This is a genomic window from Jannaschia sp. M317, from assembly GCF_025141175.1.
In the GTDB taxonomy this organism is placed as follows: Bacteria; Pseudomonadota; Alphaproteobacteria; order Rhodobacterales; family Rhodobacteraceae; genus Jannaschia.
The window spans coordinates 530369-549295 of sequence record NZ_CP081155.1 but is presented as its reverse complement, the minus strand read 5'-3'; the positions used below and the strand labels follow the sequence as shown (position 1 = coordinate 549295).

At 64.8% G+C, this 18927-nt stretch carries 19 protein-coding genes and 1 tRNA gene; 6 read left to right on the top strand and 14 right to left on the bottom strand.

Features of this window, described 5'->3' with window-relative positions; genetic code table 11:
- Positions 1 to 25: 25 nt before the first annotated feature.
- Together K3551_RS02900 and K3551_RS02895 are read right to left on the bottom strand one after the other, a co-directional pair.
- Positions 26 to 607, bottom strand: a complete 582-nt coding sequence (locus tag K3551_RS02900) for a hypothetical protein (protein WP_259917529.1) — start codon at positions 605 to 607, stop codon at positions 26 to 28.
- Between the two features lie 84 nt (positions 608 to 691).
- Positions 692 to 1234: a hypothetical protein gene (locus K3551_RS02895; protein WP_259917527.1), complete on the bottom strand. Its 543-nt coding sequence runs from the start codon at positions 1232 to 1234 to the stop codon at positions 692 to 694.
- Positions 1235 to 1371: 137 nt separating this feature from the next.
- On the opposite strand from K3551_RS02895, the gene K3551_RS02890 reads away from it, so the two are divergent.
- The 3 genes from K3551_RS02890 (at position 1372) to K3551_RS02880 (ending at position 3415) form a co-directional block, all read left to right on the top strand.
- Positions 1372 to 1653 (top strand): hypothetical protein, encoded by a 282-nt coding sequence (locus K3551_RS02890; protein ID WP_259917526.1) that lies wholly within the window; start codon positions 1372 to 1374, stop codon positions 1651 to 1653.
- Positions 1625 to 2326 (top strand): hypothetical protein, encoded by a 702-nt coding sequence (locus K3551_RS02885; protein ID WP_259917525.1) that lies wholly within the window; start codon positions 1625 to 1627, stop codon positions 2324 to 2326. The genes K3551_RS02890 and K3551_RS02885 overlap by 29 nt, the downstream gene beginning before the upstream one ends.
- Positions 2327 to 2413: 87 nt before the next feature.
- Positions 2414 to 3415, top strand: a complete 1002-nt coding sequence (locus K3551_RS02880; RefSeq protein ID WP_259917523.1) for a TAXI family TRAP transporter solute-binding subunit — start codon at positions 2414 to 2416, stop codon at positions 3413 to 3415.
- Here K3551_RS02880 and K3551_RS02875 read toward each other — a convergent pair.
- From K3551_RS02875 to K3551_RS02860, 4 genes are all read right to left on the bottom strand, one after another.
- Complete coding sequence (locus K3551_RS02875) at positions 3412 to 4218, bottom strand: IclR family transcriptional regulator (protein WP_259917521.1); 807 nt, start codon at positions 4216 to 4218, stop codon at positions 3412 to 3414. The genes K3551_RS02880 and K3551_RS02875 overlap by 4 nt on opposite strands.
- An 11-nt stretch (positions 4219 to 4229) precedes the next feature.
- Positions 4230 to 5588, bottom strand: a complete 1359-nt coding sequence (locus K3551_RS02870; protein ID WP_259917519.1) for a TRAP transporter large permease — start codon at positions 5586 to 5588, stop codon at positions 4230 to 4232.
- Positions 5588 to 6256 (bottom strand): TRAP transporter small permease, encoded by a 669-nt coding sequence (locus K3551_RS02865; RefSeq protein ID WP_259917518.1) that lies wholly within the window; start codon positions 6254 to 6256, stop codon positions 5588 to 5590. The genes K3551_RS02870 and K3551_RS02865 overlap by 1 nt, the downstream gene beginning before the upstream one ends.
- Positions 6257 to 6363: 107 nt before the next feature.
- Complete coding sequence (locus K3551_RS02860) at positions 6364 to 7596, bottom strand: TRAP transporter substrate-binding protein (RefSeq protein ID WP_259917516.1); 1233 nt, start codon at positions 7594 to 7596, stop codon at positions 6364 to 6366.
- A 120-nt stretch (positions 7597 to 7716) separates the two neighbouring features.
- Here K3551_RS02860 and K3551_RS02855 point away from each other — a divergent pair, with 120 nt between their 5' ends.
- Positions 7717 to 9333: a GMC family oxidoreductase gene (locus K3551_RS02855; RefSeq protein WP_259919434.1), complete on the top strand. Its 1617-nt coding sequence runs from the start codon at positions 7717 to 7719 to the stop codon at positions 9331 to 9333.
- 133 nt (positions 9334 to 9466) lie between these two features.
- Here K3551_RS02855 and K3551_RS02850 read toward each other — a convergent pair.
- Positions 9467 to 9543 (bottom strand) — tRNA-Arg (locus K3551_RS02850).
- A gap of 67 nt (positions 9544 to 9610) precedes the next feature.
- Entirely contained in the window at positions 9611 to 10129 is a 519-nt protein-coding gene (locus K3551_RS02845; protein WP_259917515.1) for a hypothetical protein, read from the bottom strand.
- A gap of 198 nt (positions 10130 to 10327) precedes the next feature.
- On the opposite strand from K3551_RS02845, the gene K3551_RS02840 reads away from it, so the two are divergent.
- On the top strand, positions 10328 to 11353 hold the full coding sequence (locus K3551_RS02840; RefSeq protein ID WP_259917514.1) for a LacI family DNA-binding transcriptional regulator: 1026 nt from the start codon (positions 10328 to 10330) through the stop codon (positions 11351 to 11353).
- Positions 11354 to 11432: 79 nt separating this feature from the next.
- Here the strand turns inward: K3551_RS02840 and K3551_RS02835 are convergent, their stop codons facing one another.
- From K3551_RS02835 to K3551_RS02825, 3 genes are all read right to left on the bottom strand, one after another.
- Positions 11433 to 11771, bottom strand: a complete 339-nt coding sequence (locus tag K3551_RS02835; RefSeq protein ID WP_259917513.1) for a hypothetical protein — start codon at positions 11769 to 11771, stop codon at positions 11433 to 11435.
- Positions 11772 to 12128: 357 nt separating this feature from the next.
- A complete protein-coding gene (locus K3551_RS02830; protein WP_259917511.1) occupies positions 12129 to 13529 on the bottom strand; it encodes an L-serine ammonia-lyase in 1401 nt (466 codons plus the stop codon).
- 7 nt (positions 13530 to 13536) lie between these two features.
- Positions 13537 to 14385, bottom strand: a complete 849-nt coding sequence (locus tag K3551_RS02825) for a lysophospholipid acyltransferase family protein (RefSeq protein WP_259917510.1) — start codon at positions 14383 to 14385, stop codon at positions 13537 to 13539.
- Positions 14386 to 14565: 180 nt separating this feature from the next.
- Here K3551_RS02825 and K3551_RS02820 point away from each other — a divergent pair, with 180 nt between their 5' ends.
- On the top strand, positions 14566 to 15162 hold the full coding sequence (locus tag K3551_RS02820) for a lytic transglycosylase domain-containing protein (RefSeq protein ID WP_311199755.1): 597 nt from the start codon (positions 14566 to 14568) through the stop codon (positions 15160 to 15162).
- A gap of 48 nt (positions 15163 to 15210) precedes the next feature.
- Here K3551_RS02820 and K3551_RS02815 read toward each other — a convergent pair whose 3' ends face one another.
- From K3551_RS02815 to K3551_RS02805, 3 genes are read right to left on the bottom strand one after another with little or no spacing between them, the layout of a single operon-like run.
- Positions 15211 to 16830: a dihydroxyacetone kinase subunit DhaK gene (locus K3551_RS02815; protein ID WP_259917508.1), complete on the bottom strand. Its 1620-nt coding sequence runs from the start codon at positions 16828 to 16830 to the stop codon at positions 15211 to 15213.
- Between the two features lie 11 nt (positions 16831 to 16841).
- Entirely contained in the window at positions 16842 to 17837 is a 996-nt protein-coding gene (locus K3551_RS02810) for an ABC transporter ATP-binding protein (protein WP_259917506.1), read from the bottom strand.
- Positions 17830 to 18927, bottom strand: coding sequence for an ABC transporter ATP-binding protein (locus tag K3551_RS02805; protein WP_259917504.1), 1098 nt, complete (start codon positions 18925 to 18927; stop codon positions 17830 to 17832). The genes K3551_RS02810 and K3551_RS02805 overlap by 8 nt, the downstream gene beginning before the upstream one ends.

Sequence of the window (18927 nt, the reverse complement as noted above, 5' to 3'; positions counted from 1 at the left end):
CACCTGTCGTCCCGTGCCCGTCGCGTCAATTGCGGGCGGTGCGCGGGCTCCATCCCTCCGCGCGCAGGCAACGGTCCTCATAGAGGGCACGACCGCCGGCCCGGCGCAGGCATTGCGGCGGCAGGGACCCGGGCAGGACGACAGCGTTCTGCATGCAGGTCGCGTCATGCCCCTCGATGACTTCGATGGCATTGGGCAGGGCGGCGCGGCACTGCGACGGGATCAGGCGAACATCCACCCGGTCGCGCGGGGCCTCGTAGGGGGCTGGCAGGCGGGTGACCTGGACCGGGGCTGGGACGGGCAGGGGGCGCGCCGGGTGGGCTGCGGCCGCATGAGGGCTGCCGACCGGATGGCTGTGCCATCCGCCACCGCCGCTGCCGTCGGCATGAATGTGGTCATAGGTGCCGCGCGGTTGGCTGCGGACCGGAGGGCGCGCGCGTTCGCTGCGGGTCTGATCGCGCTCCAACGCCTCCTTGAGGAGATAGAGCGCGGCCAGCCCCCCGAGTATCCTGACTGCATCGTCCCCATCCAGATCGGCCCGTGCAGGCCCGGAAGAAAACGGCAGAGTGAGTAGTGCACAGAGGATCAGGGCGAGGAAGCGGGTCATGGCATGTCTCCTGTCGGGTGCGGTCAAGGTGGGGGTCTGCGCGGCAAGGGCCAACTTTGCCGCGCTGTTATCGCATGACACCGATCAGTGTCGGGCCGCGCGGATCGTCCAGCCATGGCGGTTGAGACAGCGCGGGCGATAGATCTTGCGCCAGCCCCGATCGGTCCGGACCTCGCGCAGGCATTGCGCCGGCAGCGTGTGCGGCTGGATCGTGTGGCGGCTCAGGCAGCGCTGGCCGAAGGCGCGGATCGGGCCATTGCGCGTCTCGAACCGGGCCAGGCAGGTGTCTGGCACCGTGCGGTGCAGGCGTCTTTGTCCCCGGTCATGGGCCTGCCCGCGATCGTACCCCCGATCATGGCGGTGACTGGCGGGGCCGCCGTGGGAATGGCGTGTGCCATCCCGGTGGCGATGCAAGGGGTCTGTCCTGCGCGGCGCGTGTTGCACCTGACGACGGTCGCGACGATCATCCAGCGCTTCCTTCAGGATGTAGATCGAGGCGAGGCCACCCAGGAGCTGTGCGGCTTCGCGGCCGCTCAGCTCCGCGTTGGCGGGTGTTGTTGTAAGCGGCAGGGCCAGCGCCAGCGACAGGACGGCGGCGAGGATGGGCTTGATAGGGGCGAGGAACATGGAACATCTCCGGCTTGGGTTTCGGATACCCCCAAGGGTCGGACCCGTTGCCGTTGCGCCTCAATAACGCCGGTTTGCCATGGCATATCCGCCTTGCTGTTATTGCCTGCGGCCCCGACCTCGCCCACAGTCGGGTCATGATACGCCTCATCCCGCTTCTGTTTGCGCTGGGCATCAGCGCCGGCACCGCCAACGCGGCCTGCTACGCCGACTACAAGGCCAAGCAGGACGACCCCTTGCGCCTGCATTACGGCGTCGCCGAACTGCCCGACAGCGCCTGCAACCCGCAGGCAGCCGCAGGTTTGATCGCCGAGCGGTTGCAGGACGGGTGGCAATTGCTGAATATCGTCTCGGTCTTCGGTCCCGAAGGCCTAGATCAGAGGAGAGCCAGTGCAGGCCCCTACTTCCTCCGTTACTGAGACCCGCGCCGCCTCGGCCCGTATCGTTGCCATTGGCATCGGGGCCATCGTCGTCATCCTGCTGGCGGCGGCGGTGTTCCTGTTCGCGACCCTGCCGGACGCCAACGCCTTCAACGCGCGGGTGGAACAGTTGTTTGTCGAAAGCGACCTGACCACCCCGGCCGAGATTGGCCTGCTGGAGGTTCTGGCCCAGTCGGGCACTGCCTTTTCCGAGGTGCTTGGCAGCTACCGTGTGATCATCTTTGTTCTGCTGGTCTTTGCGACGGCCCTGCTGATCGCCTGCGTCGTTCTGTTGCTGGCCATGGTGATGTTGAACCGCCGCATGGGCGAGATTCAGCGGTCGGGCATACAGGTGACGTCATTGGTCCTGGCCCGTGCCGAAAATGCCGTGATGCTCAACGATATCGAGTTGAAGCTGACCGAAGCGGCGATGGAGACGCTGAGCGTCCTGGCCGAGGCGCGGCTGGACGGTGACATGCTTACCGGCGCGCAGATCGAGGCGATGATTTCCGGCAAGCACGAGGCCGACTGCGACGAGGCGGCCGGGGCCACCCGGATCAAGCGGCTGCGCGATGCGCTGGGCAATCAGATCGTGACGCATCTGCTGATCCGAAACATCACGCGGCAAGGATATGTCCTTGCGCTGGACCCCAAGGTCATCCGCATGGTCTGACGGCCACGCCCCAAGACCGATTGCAATCGCTCTCTTCCCTCAGGGCCCCGGATAGGCAAGCCTGCCGGGGTTTGGATGGGGGTTTTCATGACGCGATGGATCGGGGCCGTTTTCGGGCTGTTTCTAGGGGTGCTTCCGGGTCTGGCGGCCGCGCAGGAGGCGCAGTCGTTCCGGATCGCCACGGCAGGTACGGCCGGGGTCTATTTTCCGGTGGGCACCATCGTGGCCGCCGCGATTTCCGCGCCCCCCGGGTCGCGCCCCTGTGCCGACGGCGGGGCCTGTGGTGTGCCGGGGCTGACCGCGACCGCGATTTCGACCAATGGATCCGTGTCCAACGTAGAGGCCCTGGCCGCGGGTCAGATCGAAAGCGCCTTTGTGCAATCGGACGTGGCCACCTGGGCCTGGACCGGCACCGGCATCTGGGCCCCCCGTGCCCCGGTCGAGGAGCTGCGGGCGATTGCGAACCTTTATCCGGAATCCATCCATGTGGTTGTCAGCGCCGACAGCGGTATCGACACCCTGGCCGGTCTGAAGGGGGCGCGGGTGTCATTGGACGAACCGGGGTCAGGCACCCTGGTCGAGGCGGAATTCATCCTGCAGGCCGTCGGCCTGTCGGTCACGGACATGGAGGCGCAGTATCTGAAGACGGTCGATGCCGCCAACGCGATGCGCGCGGGCACCTTGGATGCGTTCTTCTTTGTCGGCGGCTATCCCGCCCGCGCCATCAGCGAACTGGCCGCAGAGATCGACATCCGCATCCTGCCCTTCGACGAGGATGCGACCGAGATGATCCTGGTCGAGCATGAATTCCTGACCTACGACCTGATACCGGGTGGCACCTATGCGGGTCAGCCAGACGACGTCTGGACCATCGGCGTCAACGCCCAGTGGATCACCACGATGGACCAACCCGCAGAGCTGATCTACGCGGTGACCGCCGCGCTTTGGAACGAGACCAGCCGACAGCTTCTCGATGGTGGTCATCAAAAGGCTGCATTGGTCCAGCGGGAAACCGCGCTCGACGCGATCGGGCTGCCGCTGCATCCCGGGGCAGAGCGGTTCTACGAGGAGTCCGGGTTCTTCGACTAGGATCGCAGATCGTCGTCTTCGGTGACGGGACTGACGAGGCTGGCAAGGTTGTCGGCGGCCTGACGGATTCTGTCGAGTGACCGTTCCAGCTGAACCAGTGACTGCCGTTGCTTAGGCGCATGGACCGACAGCGTGGACAGGAGCCGGCCCAGGTTATCCTCGATCGGGACGGCGATGGCGACCATGTCGTCCATGAACTCTTCGGTGTCGGTGGAATACCCACGCCGCCGCGTGAGCGAGAGTTCTTCGGCCAAGGAAACCGGATCGGTGTTCGTGCGCGAGGTCTGTGGCTGCAACGGGCCGGAGGTCAGCAGGCGGTTCAACCGGTCCGGGCGCAGCGAGGACAGATACATCTTGCCGCTGGCGGTGCAGTGGAACGGGACCTGGGTGCCGGCAGGGAGTTGGATGCGCAGGGGCCAATGGGTTTCGACCCGATCCAGGTAGACCATGCCGTAGCGACCCGGTGTAGCAAGGTTGCAGGTCTCGCCGATTTCGTCGGCGAGGGCCTTCATGATGGCCAGCCGGTCGGTTCGAATACGTTGGGAAGAGAGAGTGTTTGCGGCCAGCATCCGAAGACGCTGACCGGGGCCGTAGGATCTTCCATCCACGTCGCGTTGCAGAAAGCCTTCTGCCTCGGCCGTGGCCAGCAGCCGGTGGATCGTCGCCTTGGGCAGGCCAAGGTGTTCCACCAGCGTCCTGGGGGAGACCGGGACGCCTGCGCGCACGGTCTCCTCCAGAAGGATCAGCAACCTCAGATTGGTCGGGATCTGATCCGCGCCTTGGGATGATTGATCTTCAGGCATTCATACAGGGCTTACCGATCCGGCAACAGGAACAAGGCGATATCAGGCACCAGAGCCACAATCAGCCAGACGCTGATCAGAGCCACCAGATAGGGTACCGTATAGCGCAGCAGGCGGAAGTACGGAACGCCTGTCACACCCGAGGCCACATAGAGGTTCAACCCGTAAGGCGGCGTGATGAAGCCGATCGAGGCCCCCACCAGGAAGATCACCGAGAAGTGGATCGGATCGATCCCCACGCTGGCCGCGATGGGTGCCAGGATTGGGGCCAGGATGATCGTCACTGGCAGGGATTCCAGAACCATGCCCGAGAAGAAGACGATCACCATCGCCGTGAACAGCACCGCGTAGTAGCCGCCCATGGAGGTCACGAAATCGCCGATCACCTGCTGTGCCCCCAGCAACGACAGGATCTGCTGCATCACCACCGAGATGGCGATCAGCGGGGCCAGGATGCCCGTGATCTGCGCCGAGCGCATGACGATCCCCGGGATCTGCGGCACGGTGAAACCTTCGACGACCAGCATCTCCAGGTAGGATTTCTCGTGCCATTCCTTGTCCGTGCGAACGCGGAAGATCTTGCAGATCAGCCAGCTGCCGACCCCTGCGAACACACAGAACGCCACGGTCACGCCCGCCGCTTCGGTGGGCGAAAACTTGCCCGTGTAGATCCCCCAGAGGACCAGGCCGATGGCAAAGAAGCCGAGCCAGGCGCCAAAGGCGGTCTTGAGCACGCGGTTCAGTTGCAGCGGGATCAGGAAACCCCAGCCGTTCAGGCGGCAGATGATCCAGCAGGCCAGCTGCATGCCGACCACCATCAAGGTGCCCGGCAGGATGCCCGCGACGAACAGGTCCGAGATCGGCAGGTTCATCAGGAACCCGTAGACGATGAAGATGATCGACGGCGGGATGATGATCCCCACCGTGCCGCCCGCCGCCGCAGTGGCCGCCGAGAAGCGTTCGTCGTAGCCGCCCTTGACCATTTCGGGGTGCAACATCGAACCGATGGTTGCCGTCGTGGCCGAGTTGGAACCCGAAATGGCCGCGAACAACCCGCAGGCCCCCAGGGCCGCCATCGCCAGACCGCCGCGCAGCCAGCCAAGGCAGGAATAGGCAAAGTCCGATAGCCTTCGGGCGATGCCCGACTGGTTGATCAGGTCTCCGGTCAGGATGAACAGCGGCATGGCTAACAGGGCAAAGCCCTTGTTGAACACGTTCAAAAGCTCTGCACCCATGTTGTCGAGCGTGAGGCCAAGCACGAAGGAACAGCCGATCACCCAATAGGCGATCACCAGCAGGACCGGCACGCCCAGCATGAACAGCAGCGTGACCCCGATAGAAATCGTGGTGACCCAGAATGAGACGTCCATTATGCGTCCTCCCCGATGACGGCCTGGCGGATCAAAGGCTCGCCAGTGCGATAGTTTTCGAGGTCTTCGAACAAGTTTTCGAACACCCGCCCGCACATCAGGATGAAGGCCACGGGCGCAGTCAGCAGGAACCACCACTGCATCGTGTTGTCGGTTCCCAGAACGATCTGGAAGTTCGACGCCGACAGTGCCGTCAGCCGTGTCGTCGTGACGATCACGATAATCGCGAAGACGAACCAGAGCACGGCGTCCAGCGTCAGGCAGGCCATCTGCAGGGGGCGCGGCATGGCGGTACGGAATTCCGAAAACGACAGATGCGTGCGCAGGCGGACGTTATAGGTCGCGCCGAACCAGGCCATGATCATGAACAGCAGCGGCGGGATCGTGGTCGACCAGGGCTGTTGGTTGGAAAAGATAAAGCGGTCGACGACGCCCCAGAAAATGATGAAGGCGATGGCCAGATAGCTGAAAACCATCACCGTCCGTTCCAGATATCGGTCGAGCAGCGGCACGCTGCGATAGATCATCATGATGCCCAGTCCGCCGGCCAGCCCGATGAGCGTGCCGACATACCAAGCCGCTTCGGACCGCAGCGCGTTGCGGATCTCGAAAGAGTCCTGTGTCGCAAATGCGCTGAAAATTGCGCCGATATCAGCAATGACTGACATGGCTTCCTCCCCCTGAAAAACCGGCGGGCTCCTCCCCGCCTTGTTGGTCGTGAGAAACCGGCCCGCGCTGGGCGCGGACCGGTTCTCGTCTTAGGTCCGAACTGCGGTCAGCTCTGCCACCAGCGGCGCGGCTCTACGTTCTCGGGCAGCATATCCTTGGGGATCTCGCGCGCGATGTCGTAGATTTCCTGGTAGGTGTCGATGCCACCGGCCCAGCCGTTGATCCGCTCGCGCCACTCTTCCCAGAGCTGCGGCTGGAACTCGGGCGAACACATCTCTTCGGCGATCTTGATCTGATCGTCCGCCAGGAAGGCGTTGCGCACGTTGTTCTGCGCAAAGATCGTGTCCGGGAACATCGGGTCGGAATGACCGACGGTCCGGATCAGCGCGACTTCGTTGGCGGCCTGGATGTGGGCCTGGGTCCAGTAGGCGCTCTCCATGATGGCGTCCTGCAATTCGCCGTCCATGCCGTCGAAGATCGACGCGGACATGGCGGTATGCTCGGTGCCGCAGAAGAACTTCAGGTCGACCGACTGGCTGACCACCGGCGACATGTTGGCGTAAGCCACGGCCGAGGCCCAGGTCTCCGCCCCGTCGATCAGGCCCTGCTTGAGACCGTCGAGGGTTTCTTCCCAGGCAACCGGCACCGGGTTGAGGTTCAGCGCCTGCATCGCGATGCGACCCAGCTGGGTGCCCGTGACGCGGTTCTTTGTGCCGAACAGTTCCTCGACCTTGGTGACGGTCGGGCGATCTTCCCAGCCCAGGCCCAGTTGGATGCCGCGCAATTCGCAGTGGCTGAACAGGAATTTCAGGCCATGCCGCTTTTCGAACGGGTCACGCAGGATGCGCTGGCTTTCGGGGCTGTAGAGGAAGTGATACTGCGCCGCCCGGCTGGGGAACATGTAGGCGTAGTCCAGCACGTTCAGGTAAGGCGCGCCGCCTGCCGAGTTCTGGGTCGAGGCAGCATAGATGTCGATTATGCCCTGTTGGGCCTTTTCGACGCAGGACAGCTGCCCGCAGATCTGGTTGTCACCGATGAATTCGACGCGGATTTCCCCTTGGGTGCGCGCCTCCAGGTCACGTGCAAATTCCAGCGCGCCAGCGCGCTCGATCAGCAGGTTGCGGGCGTTGAATCCGGAGGCACCGAATTTCAGCGTGTGCTTCGGTTCCTTGGCAAAGCGCCGCTCGTAGGTGGATTCGGCGGCTTTCGCCAAGTTGCCAAGGCTCATCGCCCCGCCAAAGGCACCTGCTGCCAAGAGGGTCGAGGACATACCATAAGTCCCTGCAACCCTGAACAAATCTCGCCGGGAGATCCGGCTCAACTTATCACTCACTCCCATAACTTCCTCCCTTAATGCTCATTATTGAGACCTTACGTTCCAAAAAAGACTAGTATGGAGTTCAAGCTTTGCATAGAATTTTTTTCGGAGCGAAGGGGAACAAACGTGGCAGACCAGATTATTGAAGCGGATTTTATCGTCGTGGGCGCGGGGTCAGCGGGCTGCGTGGTGGCGAACCGGTTGAGTGCAGATCCTACGGTCAAGGTTGTCTTGCTGGAGGCGGGGCCACCTGACCGGAACCCCTGGATTCACATCCCCGTCGGCTATTTCAAGACGATGCATAACCCGACGGTCGACTGGTGCTATCGCACGGAACCCGATCCCGGTCTGAACGGGCGCGCGATCGACTGGCCACGCGGCAAGGTTCTGGGGGGATCCTCGTCGCTCAACGGGCTGCTCTATGTGCGCGGCCAGGCCGAGGACTACGATCGTTGGGCCCAGATGGGGAATCGCGGCTGGGCTTGGGACGATGTTCTGCCGCTGTTCAAACGCGCCGAAGCCAACGAGCGCGGCGCGGACGAATTTCACGGGGAAGATGGGCCTCTGGCCGTGTCTAACATGCGGATTCAACGGCCGATTTGTGATGCTTGGGTCGCTGCGGCACAGGCGGCTGGATACCCGTTCAATCCCGACTACAACGGGGCCACCCAGGAGGGGGTGGGCTATTTCCAGCTGACCACCAAGAACGGGCGCCGGTGCAGCGCGGCGGTCGCTTATCTGAAGCCAGCTCGCAATCGCCAGAACCTGTCGATCATCACCAACGCCCTGGTGCAGCGCGTGAATCTGGACGGCAAACGCGCCACCGGCGTCACCTACCGCGACAAGAGCGGGGCCGAGAAAACCATCAAGGCACGGCGCGAAGTCATCCTGTCGGGGGGGGCGATCAACTCGCCCCAGATCCTGATGCTGTCGGGCATCGGCGACCCGGATCACCTGCGCGAGAACGGAATCGAGCCGCTGCATGCCCTGCCCGCCGTGGGGCGCAACATGCAGGACCACCTGCAGGCGCGGCTGGTCTACAAATGCAACGAACCGACGTTGAACGATGAGGTGCGCAGCCTGCCGAATCAGGCGCGAATCGCGCTGAAATACGCGTTGTTCCGGTCCGGTCCTATGACCATGGCGGCCAGCCTGGCGACGGGTTTCATGAAAACCCGCCCCGATGTGGCGACCCCGGACATTCAGTTCCACGTGCAGCCCTGGTCGGCGGACAGCCCCGGCGAAGGGGTTCACCCCTTCTCGGCGTTCACCATGTCCGTCTGTCAGCTACGCCCCGAAAGCCGCGGTGAGCTGCGCCTGGATGGGCCGGATGCCCGGTCCAAGATCAAGATCCACCCGAACTATCTGTCGACCGAGGGTGACTGTGCCACCATCGTCGAGGGGGTCAAGATCGCACGCCGCATCGCGCAGCACGCCCCCCTGTCCAGCAAGATCTCCGAGGAGTTCCGACCGACGTCCGCCTTGGACCTGGACGACGATGCGGGCACATTGGACTGGGCGCGCAACAACAGCGTGTCGATCTATCACCCGACGGGGACCTGCAAGATGGGATCCGACGGCGGATCTGTCGTCGACGATCAACTACGGGTGCACGGCATTGCCGGGCTGCGGGTGGCAGATTGCTCGATCATGCCGGAAATCGTGTCTGGCAACACCAATGCCCCGGCAATCATGATCGGCGAGAAGGTCTCTGACCTGATCCGGGCCTCTGCGGGCAAGGCGCTTGCATCAGCCTGACCGGCTGCCAGGTTTGCGCGCCCGCGGGCGCGCGCCCACCCGTCTGCGCGGCATTGCGCCCTGAACTGCGGCTGTAAGGACGGAAGACATACGTCTCAGTCGAGGCTGCCTGCGTTCACCCTGTTGTTCCGCATGGTGACCCCGGCAGGATTCGAACCTGCAACCTGCCCCTTAGGAGGGGGCTGCTCTATCCAGTTGAGCCACGGGGCCATGCAGGCGGGACCGGAATGGCATCCGGCCCCGGCAGCGCCTGTTTGGCGCAGCAAGTGTGCCGAAGTCAAACCGTCAGGTCGAAGACCTGTCCGTTCAGACGCAAGTTGATCTCGCCCTGTCCATCCCCATCCACCAACGCCCAGAGGATCTGTCCTGTTGGACGGTGGATGACGAAGGCTTCCTGCACCTCATCCGCGCCCGCCGTGGGGGTGGTGGTGACGTTGATCTGAAACTGGTCGCGGGTGGCATTGCCGCCGTAGACCAGAACATCGCCTTGTGCCGCGTCGTAATCCTGCACCCAGTCGGAGCCGTGATCCGCCACCCCCAGATGGAAGAAGGTATCCGTTCCGGCGCCGCCATTGACCCGGTCCGACCCGAACCCGCCGTTGACGAAATCCATCCCGTCCCCGCCAAAGATCACGTCCCTAAAGGCCGACCTGGTCAGCCTGTCGTTCCCCGCGCCGCCAATCACCGTTTCGGCCCCGAAGCCGCCCGCGATGCTGTCGCCGCCCGTATCGCCCCGCAGCGCGTTGTTTCCAAACCCGCCCTCGGTTGTGTCATCGCCCTGCACCGGCGCGTTCACACCATCATCCTTGTCAAGGCCCCTGAGGGTGTCTTCGCCAAAGACGCCGGTGACCGGTTGCCCAGGTCCCTCCGGAAAAAATCGTCACATCTCTCGACCGTATTAACCGTGACGACCTCCCCCTCAATTTCCTGGCTACAGCTTGCATCAACCTCACTTTAGGTAAACACTAAAGGCCGCCTAGACCCAGGGACACTCATGCGCGACAGCTCGAAACGGCCCCTGACCCTGCGCGACGTTTCCGAAGCGTCCGGGGTGAGTGAGATGACTGTCAGCCGGGTTCTGAGAAACCGGGGCGATGTGTCTGCCAAGACCCGTGCCAAGGTGCTGGAGGCGGCGCGCATGCTGGGTTACGTGCCCAACAAGATCGCCGGGGCGCTGGCTTCCAACCGCGTGAATCTTGTGGCCGTGATCGTACCCAGTCTGGCCAACCTGGTCTTCCCGGAAGTTCTGGCCGGAATCTCCGACGTGCTCGACAAGACGGAGCTTCAGCCCGTTATCGGTGCCACGAATTACGATCCCGTCAAGGAAGAGAAGACGCTGTTCGAGATGCTGTCCTGGCGGCCATCGGGCGTGATCATTGCCGGGCTGGAACACAGCGATGCAACGCGTGCGATGCTGGCGAATTCCGGCGTGCCGGTGATCGAGGTGATGGACGTGGACGGCGACCCGATCGACGCAGCCGTCGGGATCAGCCACTGGCGCGCGGGGTTCGAGGTCGGGCAAGAGATCGCGGCCCGCGGATACCGCCGGGTCGGGGTTCTCGGCACCAAGATGGATGGCGACCACCGGGCCCGAAAGCGGATCGAGGGGTTGGAACGTGCGCTGAGCGAGGCGGGCATCTCGGTCGTCGATTCCATGGCCTATTCCGGCTGGTCCGGTTTCGCCAAGGGGCGCGAGATGACGGCCCAGATGCTGGACCGTGCGCCGGATGTGGACTTCCTGTTCTATACCAATGACCTGACCGGGGCGGGCGGCCTGCTTTATTGTCTCGACAAGGGGCTGGATGTCGGCGGCGCGCTGGGTCTGGCGGGCTTCAATGCCTTCGATCTTCTCAATGGCTTGCCGCGCCAATTGGCGACGGTGGACAGCCGACGACGCGAAGTCGGAGAGATGGCGGCCCGGATCATCACCGGCGAACATGTCTTTGAAGGCGACGACCGGCGTGTCGAGCTGACACCCACGTTCCTTCCCGGCGACACGATGCGCCCAAAGCCCGCCTGATCGGAGCGAGGCCGCAGACAACAAACGGGCCGCGCTGTCGCGCGGCCCGTCGTGTCATGTGAGTGAGGCGTGCGTGAAATCAGTCGTCCAGTTCGCGCTGACGCTCGATCTCGGCGAAGATGTCGGCGTTGTAGGCCGGGGTGCCCGACACCAGCGTCGCGCCGTTCTGGCCGGTGAAGTTGTTGGCCACGTCGGCGTCCGAGTTGAACAGCGCGAAGACCGCGCCCAGACCGCCCGAGCGGCTGGAGACGACGACCCGGTCGCCGTCCAGGTTGATCAGCGAAACGGCGTCGTTCGCGACGTCCACGTCCTGGTTGAAGTGTGCGATGGCGGCGGCAGCGCCCGAACCGACCTGAGCAGAAGCGGCACCGGTCAGAGCGGCGGAAGCGACGAGGGCGGAGATGATGAGGGTTTTCATAACGTTAGTCCTTTTTCGGTGGACCCTGTGGTTGCGGCGGGCCCGTTTGGGTTTGGTGCGGGGCGCGGTGTGTGTCGCCCTGCTGATGAACCCTATTTGCGCCTTGGGGACCTGACATTCAACAAACGAACCCGTGAGGATGACGCGATAAACGTGCACATATGCACATAAACCTCTCCGCCCCGCACCCCCCTCACGCCCACGCGACGAGGCCTCACGCGGGCGTTATCGAACCCCGCGAAACCGCAACAAAGGTGAGGGGATAGGTCGCTATGACGGGGTGAGTCGGACGCTCGGGGGGAGTCGCAAAAGACGACGGGGGTCAGGGCCCCCTTGCTCCGCGCGTCAAGAGACCGCTCAGCACTCGGGCAGATTGACCGCCAGCCCCCCCTGAGAGGTTTCCTTGTATTTCTCGGACATGTCGCGGCCGGTCTGGCGCATGGCTTCGATGCAATTGTCCAAGGGCATGAAATGCGTGCCGTCGCCGCGCAGTGACAAAGATGCTGCCGAGACCGCCTTGATCGCGCCCAGGCCGTTACGCTCGATACAGGGCACCTGCACCAGCCCCCCCGCCGGGTCGCAGGTCATGCCCAGATGGTGTTCCAGCGCGATTTCGGCGGCATTTTCTATCTGCGCATTGGTCCCGCCCAGCGCCGCGCAGAATCCGGCGGCGGCCATGGCCGAGGCCGACCCGACCTCTCCCTGACAGCCGACTTCGGCACCGGAAATGGAGGCGTTGTGCTTGATCAATCCACCCACGGCGGCGGCCGTCAGAAGAAAGGTGCGGATGCCTTCTGGCGTGGCACCGACGCAATGGTCGCGGTAATAGCGGATCACGGCAGGCACCACGCCCGCGGCCCCGTTGGTGGGCGACGTCACGACCTTGCCGCCCGCCGCGTTTTCTTCGTTGACGGCCATGGCGTAGACCGACAGCCAGTCGTTCACCACATGCGGTTGCGCCAGGTTCATCCCGGCCTCTGCCTTCAGTTGTTCGTGGATCGCGCGCGCGCGGCGTTTCACCGACAGGCCGCCGGGCAGGACGCCGTCCATGGCAAGACCCCGGTCGATGCAACCGTCCATCGCCTCCCAGATGGCGTCGACCCTGGCGCCCAGCTCCCGCTCCGGCGTGCCTACCGCCTCGTTGCGCCACTTCATCTGGGCGATGGTCAGGGCATTGGCCGCGCCCATTTCCAACATCTCCACGGCAGTGCCGAAAGGGTAAGGGAAGCCCTCGGCCGCTTTCGCTGCGTGCAGGTCCGGGGGGCTGGTCAGCTCGGCGGTGGTGACGACAAAGCCGCCGCCGACGGAATAATACGTCTCCTCCATGTGGAGGTTCCCGGCGGCGTCGAAGGCGCGCAGAACCATGCCGTTGGCATGGCCAGGCAGCGTGACGTCATAGTCGAACACCACGCCCGCCTCCGGGTCGAAGGCCATCTCGGGCAGGCCATCGGGGGTCACCATCCTGGTCCGCGACAGCGTGACCAGTGCCGCCTCGGCCGCGTCGATGTCGACGGTCGCGGGCGCATAGCCCAACAGGCCCAGGCGTACCGCGCGGTCGGTGGCGTGGCCCTTGCCGGTAAAGGCCAGCGACCCGTGCAGCGTCGCCTCCAGCCGGGCGGCGGGACCGGCCCCCGGTTCTGGCTCTGCGCCGCCGCGCAGCGCGTCCAGAAACCGAGCCGCGGCGACCATCGGACCCATGGTGTGGGACGACGACGGTCCGATGCCCGGCTTGAAGATATCGAAGATGCTCAGAAACATGGGGCCCTCACCGGTGGAGCGCAGCCTGCCGCGCCTCTGCGTTATGGTCGTAATACTTCCAGCGCTGGTGCAGCCAGTGCCATTGCGACGGATGGCGGGCGACCCACGACCCCAGCCGCATGTTGAAGTCCGTCATCATGGTCAAAGGGTCCGACGGTGCGATGGCGTCTTCGAAGACGATGCGCGGCGCGCCATCTTCCCAAGGGGCAAAGGCGGGCACCAGCGGCACCTTGTAGCGCAGCGCCAGTTCGGCAGGCGACAGGGAGGTCGCCGCAGGTTCGCCCAGAAAGTCGATGAAGGGGCCGTCGGTCACATATTGATCGGCCAGCAGCGCGACAAAGCCGCCCGCCTTCAGATGCTTCAGCATCACCCGCATTCCCGGCGCGCCCTTGGGGATGATCGGGGCACCGCCCAGTTCGATCCCCGCGCGAAAGATCGGCTCGTAATAGGGGTTGTTGTTGGGTCGGTAGAGCGCGCCCGTCTCCAGCCCCTCGCGTTTCAGGACGTGGCGGATTGCTTCCCACTGGCCGAAATGGCCCGAGACGATGATCGCGCCGCGCCCCTCGGCGCGGGCCGCGCGCAAGGTGGCGAGGCCGGGGCCTTCGGGCGTCAGCTGCGCTGCTTCCTTTGCCAGGTCGGCGTTGAACCAGATCCCGGTCAGGGTGCGGCCCGCGTTTCGCGCGGCCTGCGCGGCAAGCGCCCGACGATCGGCCTCCGGCATCTGGGGCCAGATCAGGGCCAGGTTCGACATCACCCGGTTCCGCAGCGGCGGCAGCAGACGCACGGCCCGTTCCGCAACCCGGCCCACGATTGCGCGGCGCACCCGCAACGGAAAGACCGAAACGATCAGGAGCATCAGGCGAAGCGCCGCGCTCTGGAGCCAATAGGACAGGTTTCTCACCCCACCCGCGTGGCCCAGACCGTCGCGCGGCGCAAGGCCGATTGGCAATTCGCCGCGCATCGCGAAACGACAGGCTTGGCGCAACAGCGACAGCGGGGATACTGCAATCAGTTCGAATCCACGATGTGATCCAAGATGCTTCGAGTCCTGATACCGCTTTGCCTGCTGCTGGCTGCCTGTTCTTCTGCCCCCGACCCCGTCGAGACGCCCGTGGTGCCCGCCGTGGCCCTGTACCCCGGTGAGACACCGCGCGTGCGTGCGTTGGTCAACAAGTGGGCCGATCATTACGACCTGCCCCGCAGCCTGGTGCATCGCGTCATTCAGCGCGAAAGCGATTACCGCCCGGCTGCGCGCAACGGTCCATATTGGGGCCTGATGCAGATCCTGCCCGCCACCGCCCGCAACATGGGGATGCAGGGGACCCCGTCGCAGTTGTTGGAGGCGGACAAGGCCCTGAAATACTCGGTTCGCTACCTGCGCGGGGCCTGGATGGTCGCGGACGGGGATGAGCACGAGGCGATGATGTGGTACGCGCGCGGCTATTATTACGAGGCCAAGCGCAAGGGTCTGCTGCAGGAAACCGGGTTGCGCGGTGAGCTGTGGCAGCGCGTCGACCGGGGCGAAGCGGAAATCCCGCCGATCGACGAGGCTGGCAACCTGCTCCCTCCGGTGCCTGCCTGCACCCCCGCGACCGGGCTGGCCCGCGTTCTGGGTGACGACACCTGCACCTGACCGCCGCATCGCACCGGTCCCCCGCACAGGGAACCGGTACGGGTCGCGTCAGGCGGCGATATGCTCAAGCAGACGGGCGACGGCTTCGGCACCCGGATCGGTGTGCCCGTCCAGCTGTTCGGCGCTGATGTAGGACGCGCGACCCGCGTTCGCGCGGCGCATGCTGGCGGTGGCATTCGCCCCTGCGCGCGCCGCCTTGGCGGCCTCCTGCGGCCCATCCTCCAACGCGTCCAGCGCAGGGGCCAGGGCGTCGACCATGGTGCGGTCGCCCAGCTTGGCGCCACCGATTTCCTGCATGCGTCGCAGGCCCGCCTGCAGCGCCTCCCGCATGGGATAGCCGGAAGAGGCGGCGTCGCCTGCGGCCGCAAAGAAGATCGCCAACAACACGCCCGACGATCCCCCCATGGTTTGCGACAGCTCCTGCCCGATGGCGCGGAACAGTTGGGTGTGATCCGCAAGCGGCAGATCGTCCATCGCCGTGATCAGGGCGCGCGCCGCGTTCGCCAGGGTCGATCCCGTGTCACCGTCGCCCGATTTCGCGTCCAATGCGTTCAGATCCGCTTCGGCCGCGATCAGGGTCTCGCAACAGTCGGTCAGGAAGATCCGGGTTGGCGCGTGGGCGGAGGCCATGGCCCGGATCGGCTTCAACCCGTCCGGCACCGGCAAGACCGGGGCCTGCGTCACAGGCAGGCAACCGGGCCAGGCCGAGGGGGCGACCGGCGCCGCCAGATGTTCGGCATCCTGACCCGAAAGTGCGAGAAGCGAGACTGAAAAACCACGCATGTCGAGCGAGGTCATCATCGAAGCGGGCCCAACGGTCAGCGCGATGCGCGAGGCCATGCCCGAGGCCAGAAGCTCCTTTGACAGGACCGCCATTTCCAGAACCGACAGCCCGCCCAGGTTGTTGAGCAAGGCCACATGCGGCCCGTCGCCCAAGGTCGGCCCCAGTTTGGCGACAACGGCGGTCATGGCCTGGCGTGCGGTTTCATAGGCGATCTGTTCGACCCCCGCCTCGCCATGAATGCCAAGGCCCAGTTCGACCTTGCCGGGCGCGATCCGATCCTCCTTCGGAGAGCCGGGGATCGTGCAGGTGTCCAGCGACATGCCGATGGTCCGGGTCTCGGCAATGATGCGCAAGGCGGTCTGGGTGATCGCATCCAGATCCGCACCCGCCTCGGACATGGCCCCCGCGATCTTGTGCACGAACAAGGTGCCCGCCACGCCGCGCGCCTGCGCCAGGTCGGGCAGGGCCACGTCATCATCCACGATGACCATGGACACCTTGTGTCCAAAGGCCCGCGCCCGTTCTGCCGCCAGACCAAAGTTCAGCCGGTCGCCGGTATAGTTCTTGACCACCAGCAGGCAGCCGGCCTCGCCGGTGACTGCCAGAATGGCCGCCAGTACCGCGTCGACCGAAGGCGAGGCAAAGACGTCGCCACAGACCGCCGCCGTCAGCAGACCCGCGCCCACGAACCCGGCGTGGGCCGGTTCATGCCCCGACCCCCCGCCCGAGACGATGGCCACGCGGGATTTGTCCCAGTCCGAGCGGACCACGACCTTGATGTGCGGATAGCCGTCCAGCCGTGTCAGCCGCCCGCCCGACGCGGCAATGGTGCCGTCGATGGCATCGGTGACCGCGCTGGCCTTGTCGTTGATGAAATGCGCCATCTGTCCCTCCCTCAGGCGATACGGTTGCCGGTGGCGTCGAAATAGAACGCGCCTTCCGGCCGGATCATTACGGTGTCGCCGCCGCGCAACTTGGTATGTGCATCGGTGACGGTGATGATGTCGTGGTTGCGGAACGCCAGGTGCAGCCGGGTTTCGTCGCCCAGCCGTTCCACCCGGCGCACGGTGCTGGCTGCGCCCTCGCCCTGCCGGATCTGTTCGGGGCGCAGTCCGATTGTGGTGGCCCCGGTCGGTGCGTGGCCGAACACGTCAGCAGGCAGCACGTTGATGCGTGGCTGGCCAAGACGTGACGCGGCATAGATGCTGACCGGGTTCTCATAGATCTCGCGCGGGGTGCCGAACTGCACCAACCGGCCATGATCCAGAACGCCCACGTGGGTCGCCATCGTCATCGCCTCGATCTGGTCATGCGTCACATAGAGAAGCGTCGCACCGGAGTTGGCCTGAATGCTCTTCAATTCTACCCGCAAGTCGGAGCGCAGCTTGGCGTCCAGCGAACTGAGCGGTTCATCCATCAGATAGACCGCAGGTCGCCGCACCAGCGCGCGCCCGATCGACACGCGCTGCATCTCACCGCCCGACAGGGCGGTCGCCTTGTTGTCCAGCTTGTGCGAAATCTGCAGCACCTCTGCCACCTCGCCCACCTTTTTGGCGATCTCTGCGGCGGGGGTGCGCAGGGTCGGGGATTTGAGCGGAAATTCCAGGTTCTCGCGCACCGTCAGATGCGGGTAGAGCGAGTACTGCTGAAACACCATCGCCACGTCGCGCTGCGCCGGGGTCAAACCGGCCATGGACCGCCCACCGATAAAGACCTCGCCCCTGTCCGGCAGGTCCAGCCCGGACACCATGCGCAGCGTCGTCGTCTTGCCTGCGCCGGTCGGGCCCAGCAGAACCACGAAGGATCCGTCGGGCACCGTCATCGACACATCGTCCAGCGCCACGTCCGTGCCGAACCGGCGGGTGACGTTTTTCAGTTCGACCTCAGCCATGGGCCAACACTCCGTCGTTTGCGTGCGACCGCAGGGCCTGACCCGTCGCGTCATCGAAAATTGTGATGGTGCGCGGGTCGAACCGTAGGCCGACCTGCGCGCCGCTGCGCACCGGGGTGGACGACGGCATCCGCGCCTTCAACCGCCCGTTCGCGCTGTCGATGGTCAGGATCTGCGTGGTGCCCAGATACTCCGACGCCACAACCTGCCCGCGATAGCCGGAACTGTCGTCAAGCGACACGAACTCGGGCCGGATGCCGAAGGTCAGCCTGCCCCTGGCCCCCTCGATGGGGGTGGGGATCGCGATGTCCTGGCCCGCCAGCGAAACGCTGGCCTGGCCGGGCGTCAGACTATCCGGCAGCGACAGGAAATTCATCGGCGGAGACCCGATGAACTGCGCCACGAACTTGGTCGCGGGCCAGTCGTAGATGTCCTGCGGCACGCCGAACTGTTCGACGACGCCGTGGTTCATGACGACGATCTTGTCGCCCATCTGCATCGCTTCCAACTGGTCGTGGGTCACGTAGACGGTCGTGGCCCCCATCCGGTCGTGCAACGCACGCAGCTCCTCGGACATGTGTTCGCGAAACTCGGCGTCCAGCGCGCCCAAGGGCTCGTCCATGAAGAACGCCTTGGGATCGCGCACGATGGCCCGGCCCAGGGCGACGCGTTGCCGGTCGCCGCCGGACAACCCGCCGACGGGGCGATCCAGGATGTCGGTGATGCCCAGGATTTCGGCCACCTCGCCGACCTTGGCCTTGATCTGCGCGCGCGGCATGCCCTGCGACTTGAGCGGGTAGGAGATGTTGCCGCGCACATTCATATGCGGATAAAGCGCGAACATCTGAAAGACGAAGGCGATATCGCGCTGCGACGCCGGTTTCTGCCCGACCTCCTGGCCGTCGATGTAGATGTCGCCCGAGGTCGGAAGCTCCAGCCCCGCCATCATCCGCAGGGTGGTCGTCTTGCCGCAGCCCGAGGGGCCCAGCAGCATGAAGAACTCTCCATCCTCGATGGTGAAGCTGGACGACTGAACGGCGGTGAAGGCCCCGAACTCCTTGCGGACAGAGTCGATTCTGATCTGTGCCAT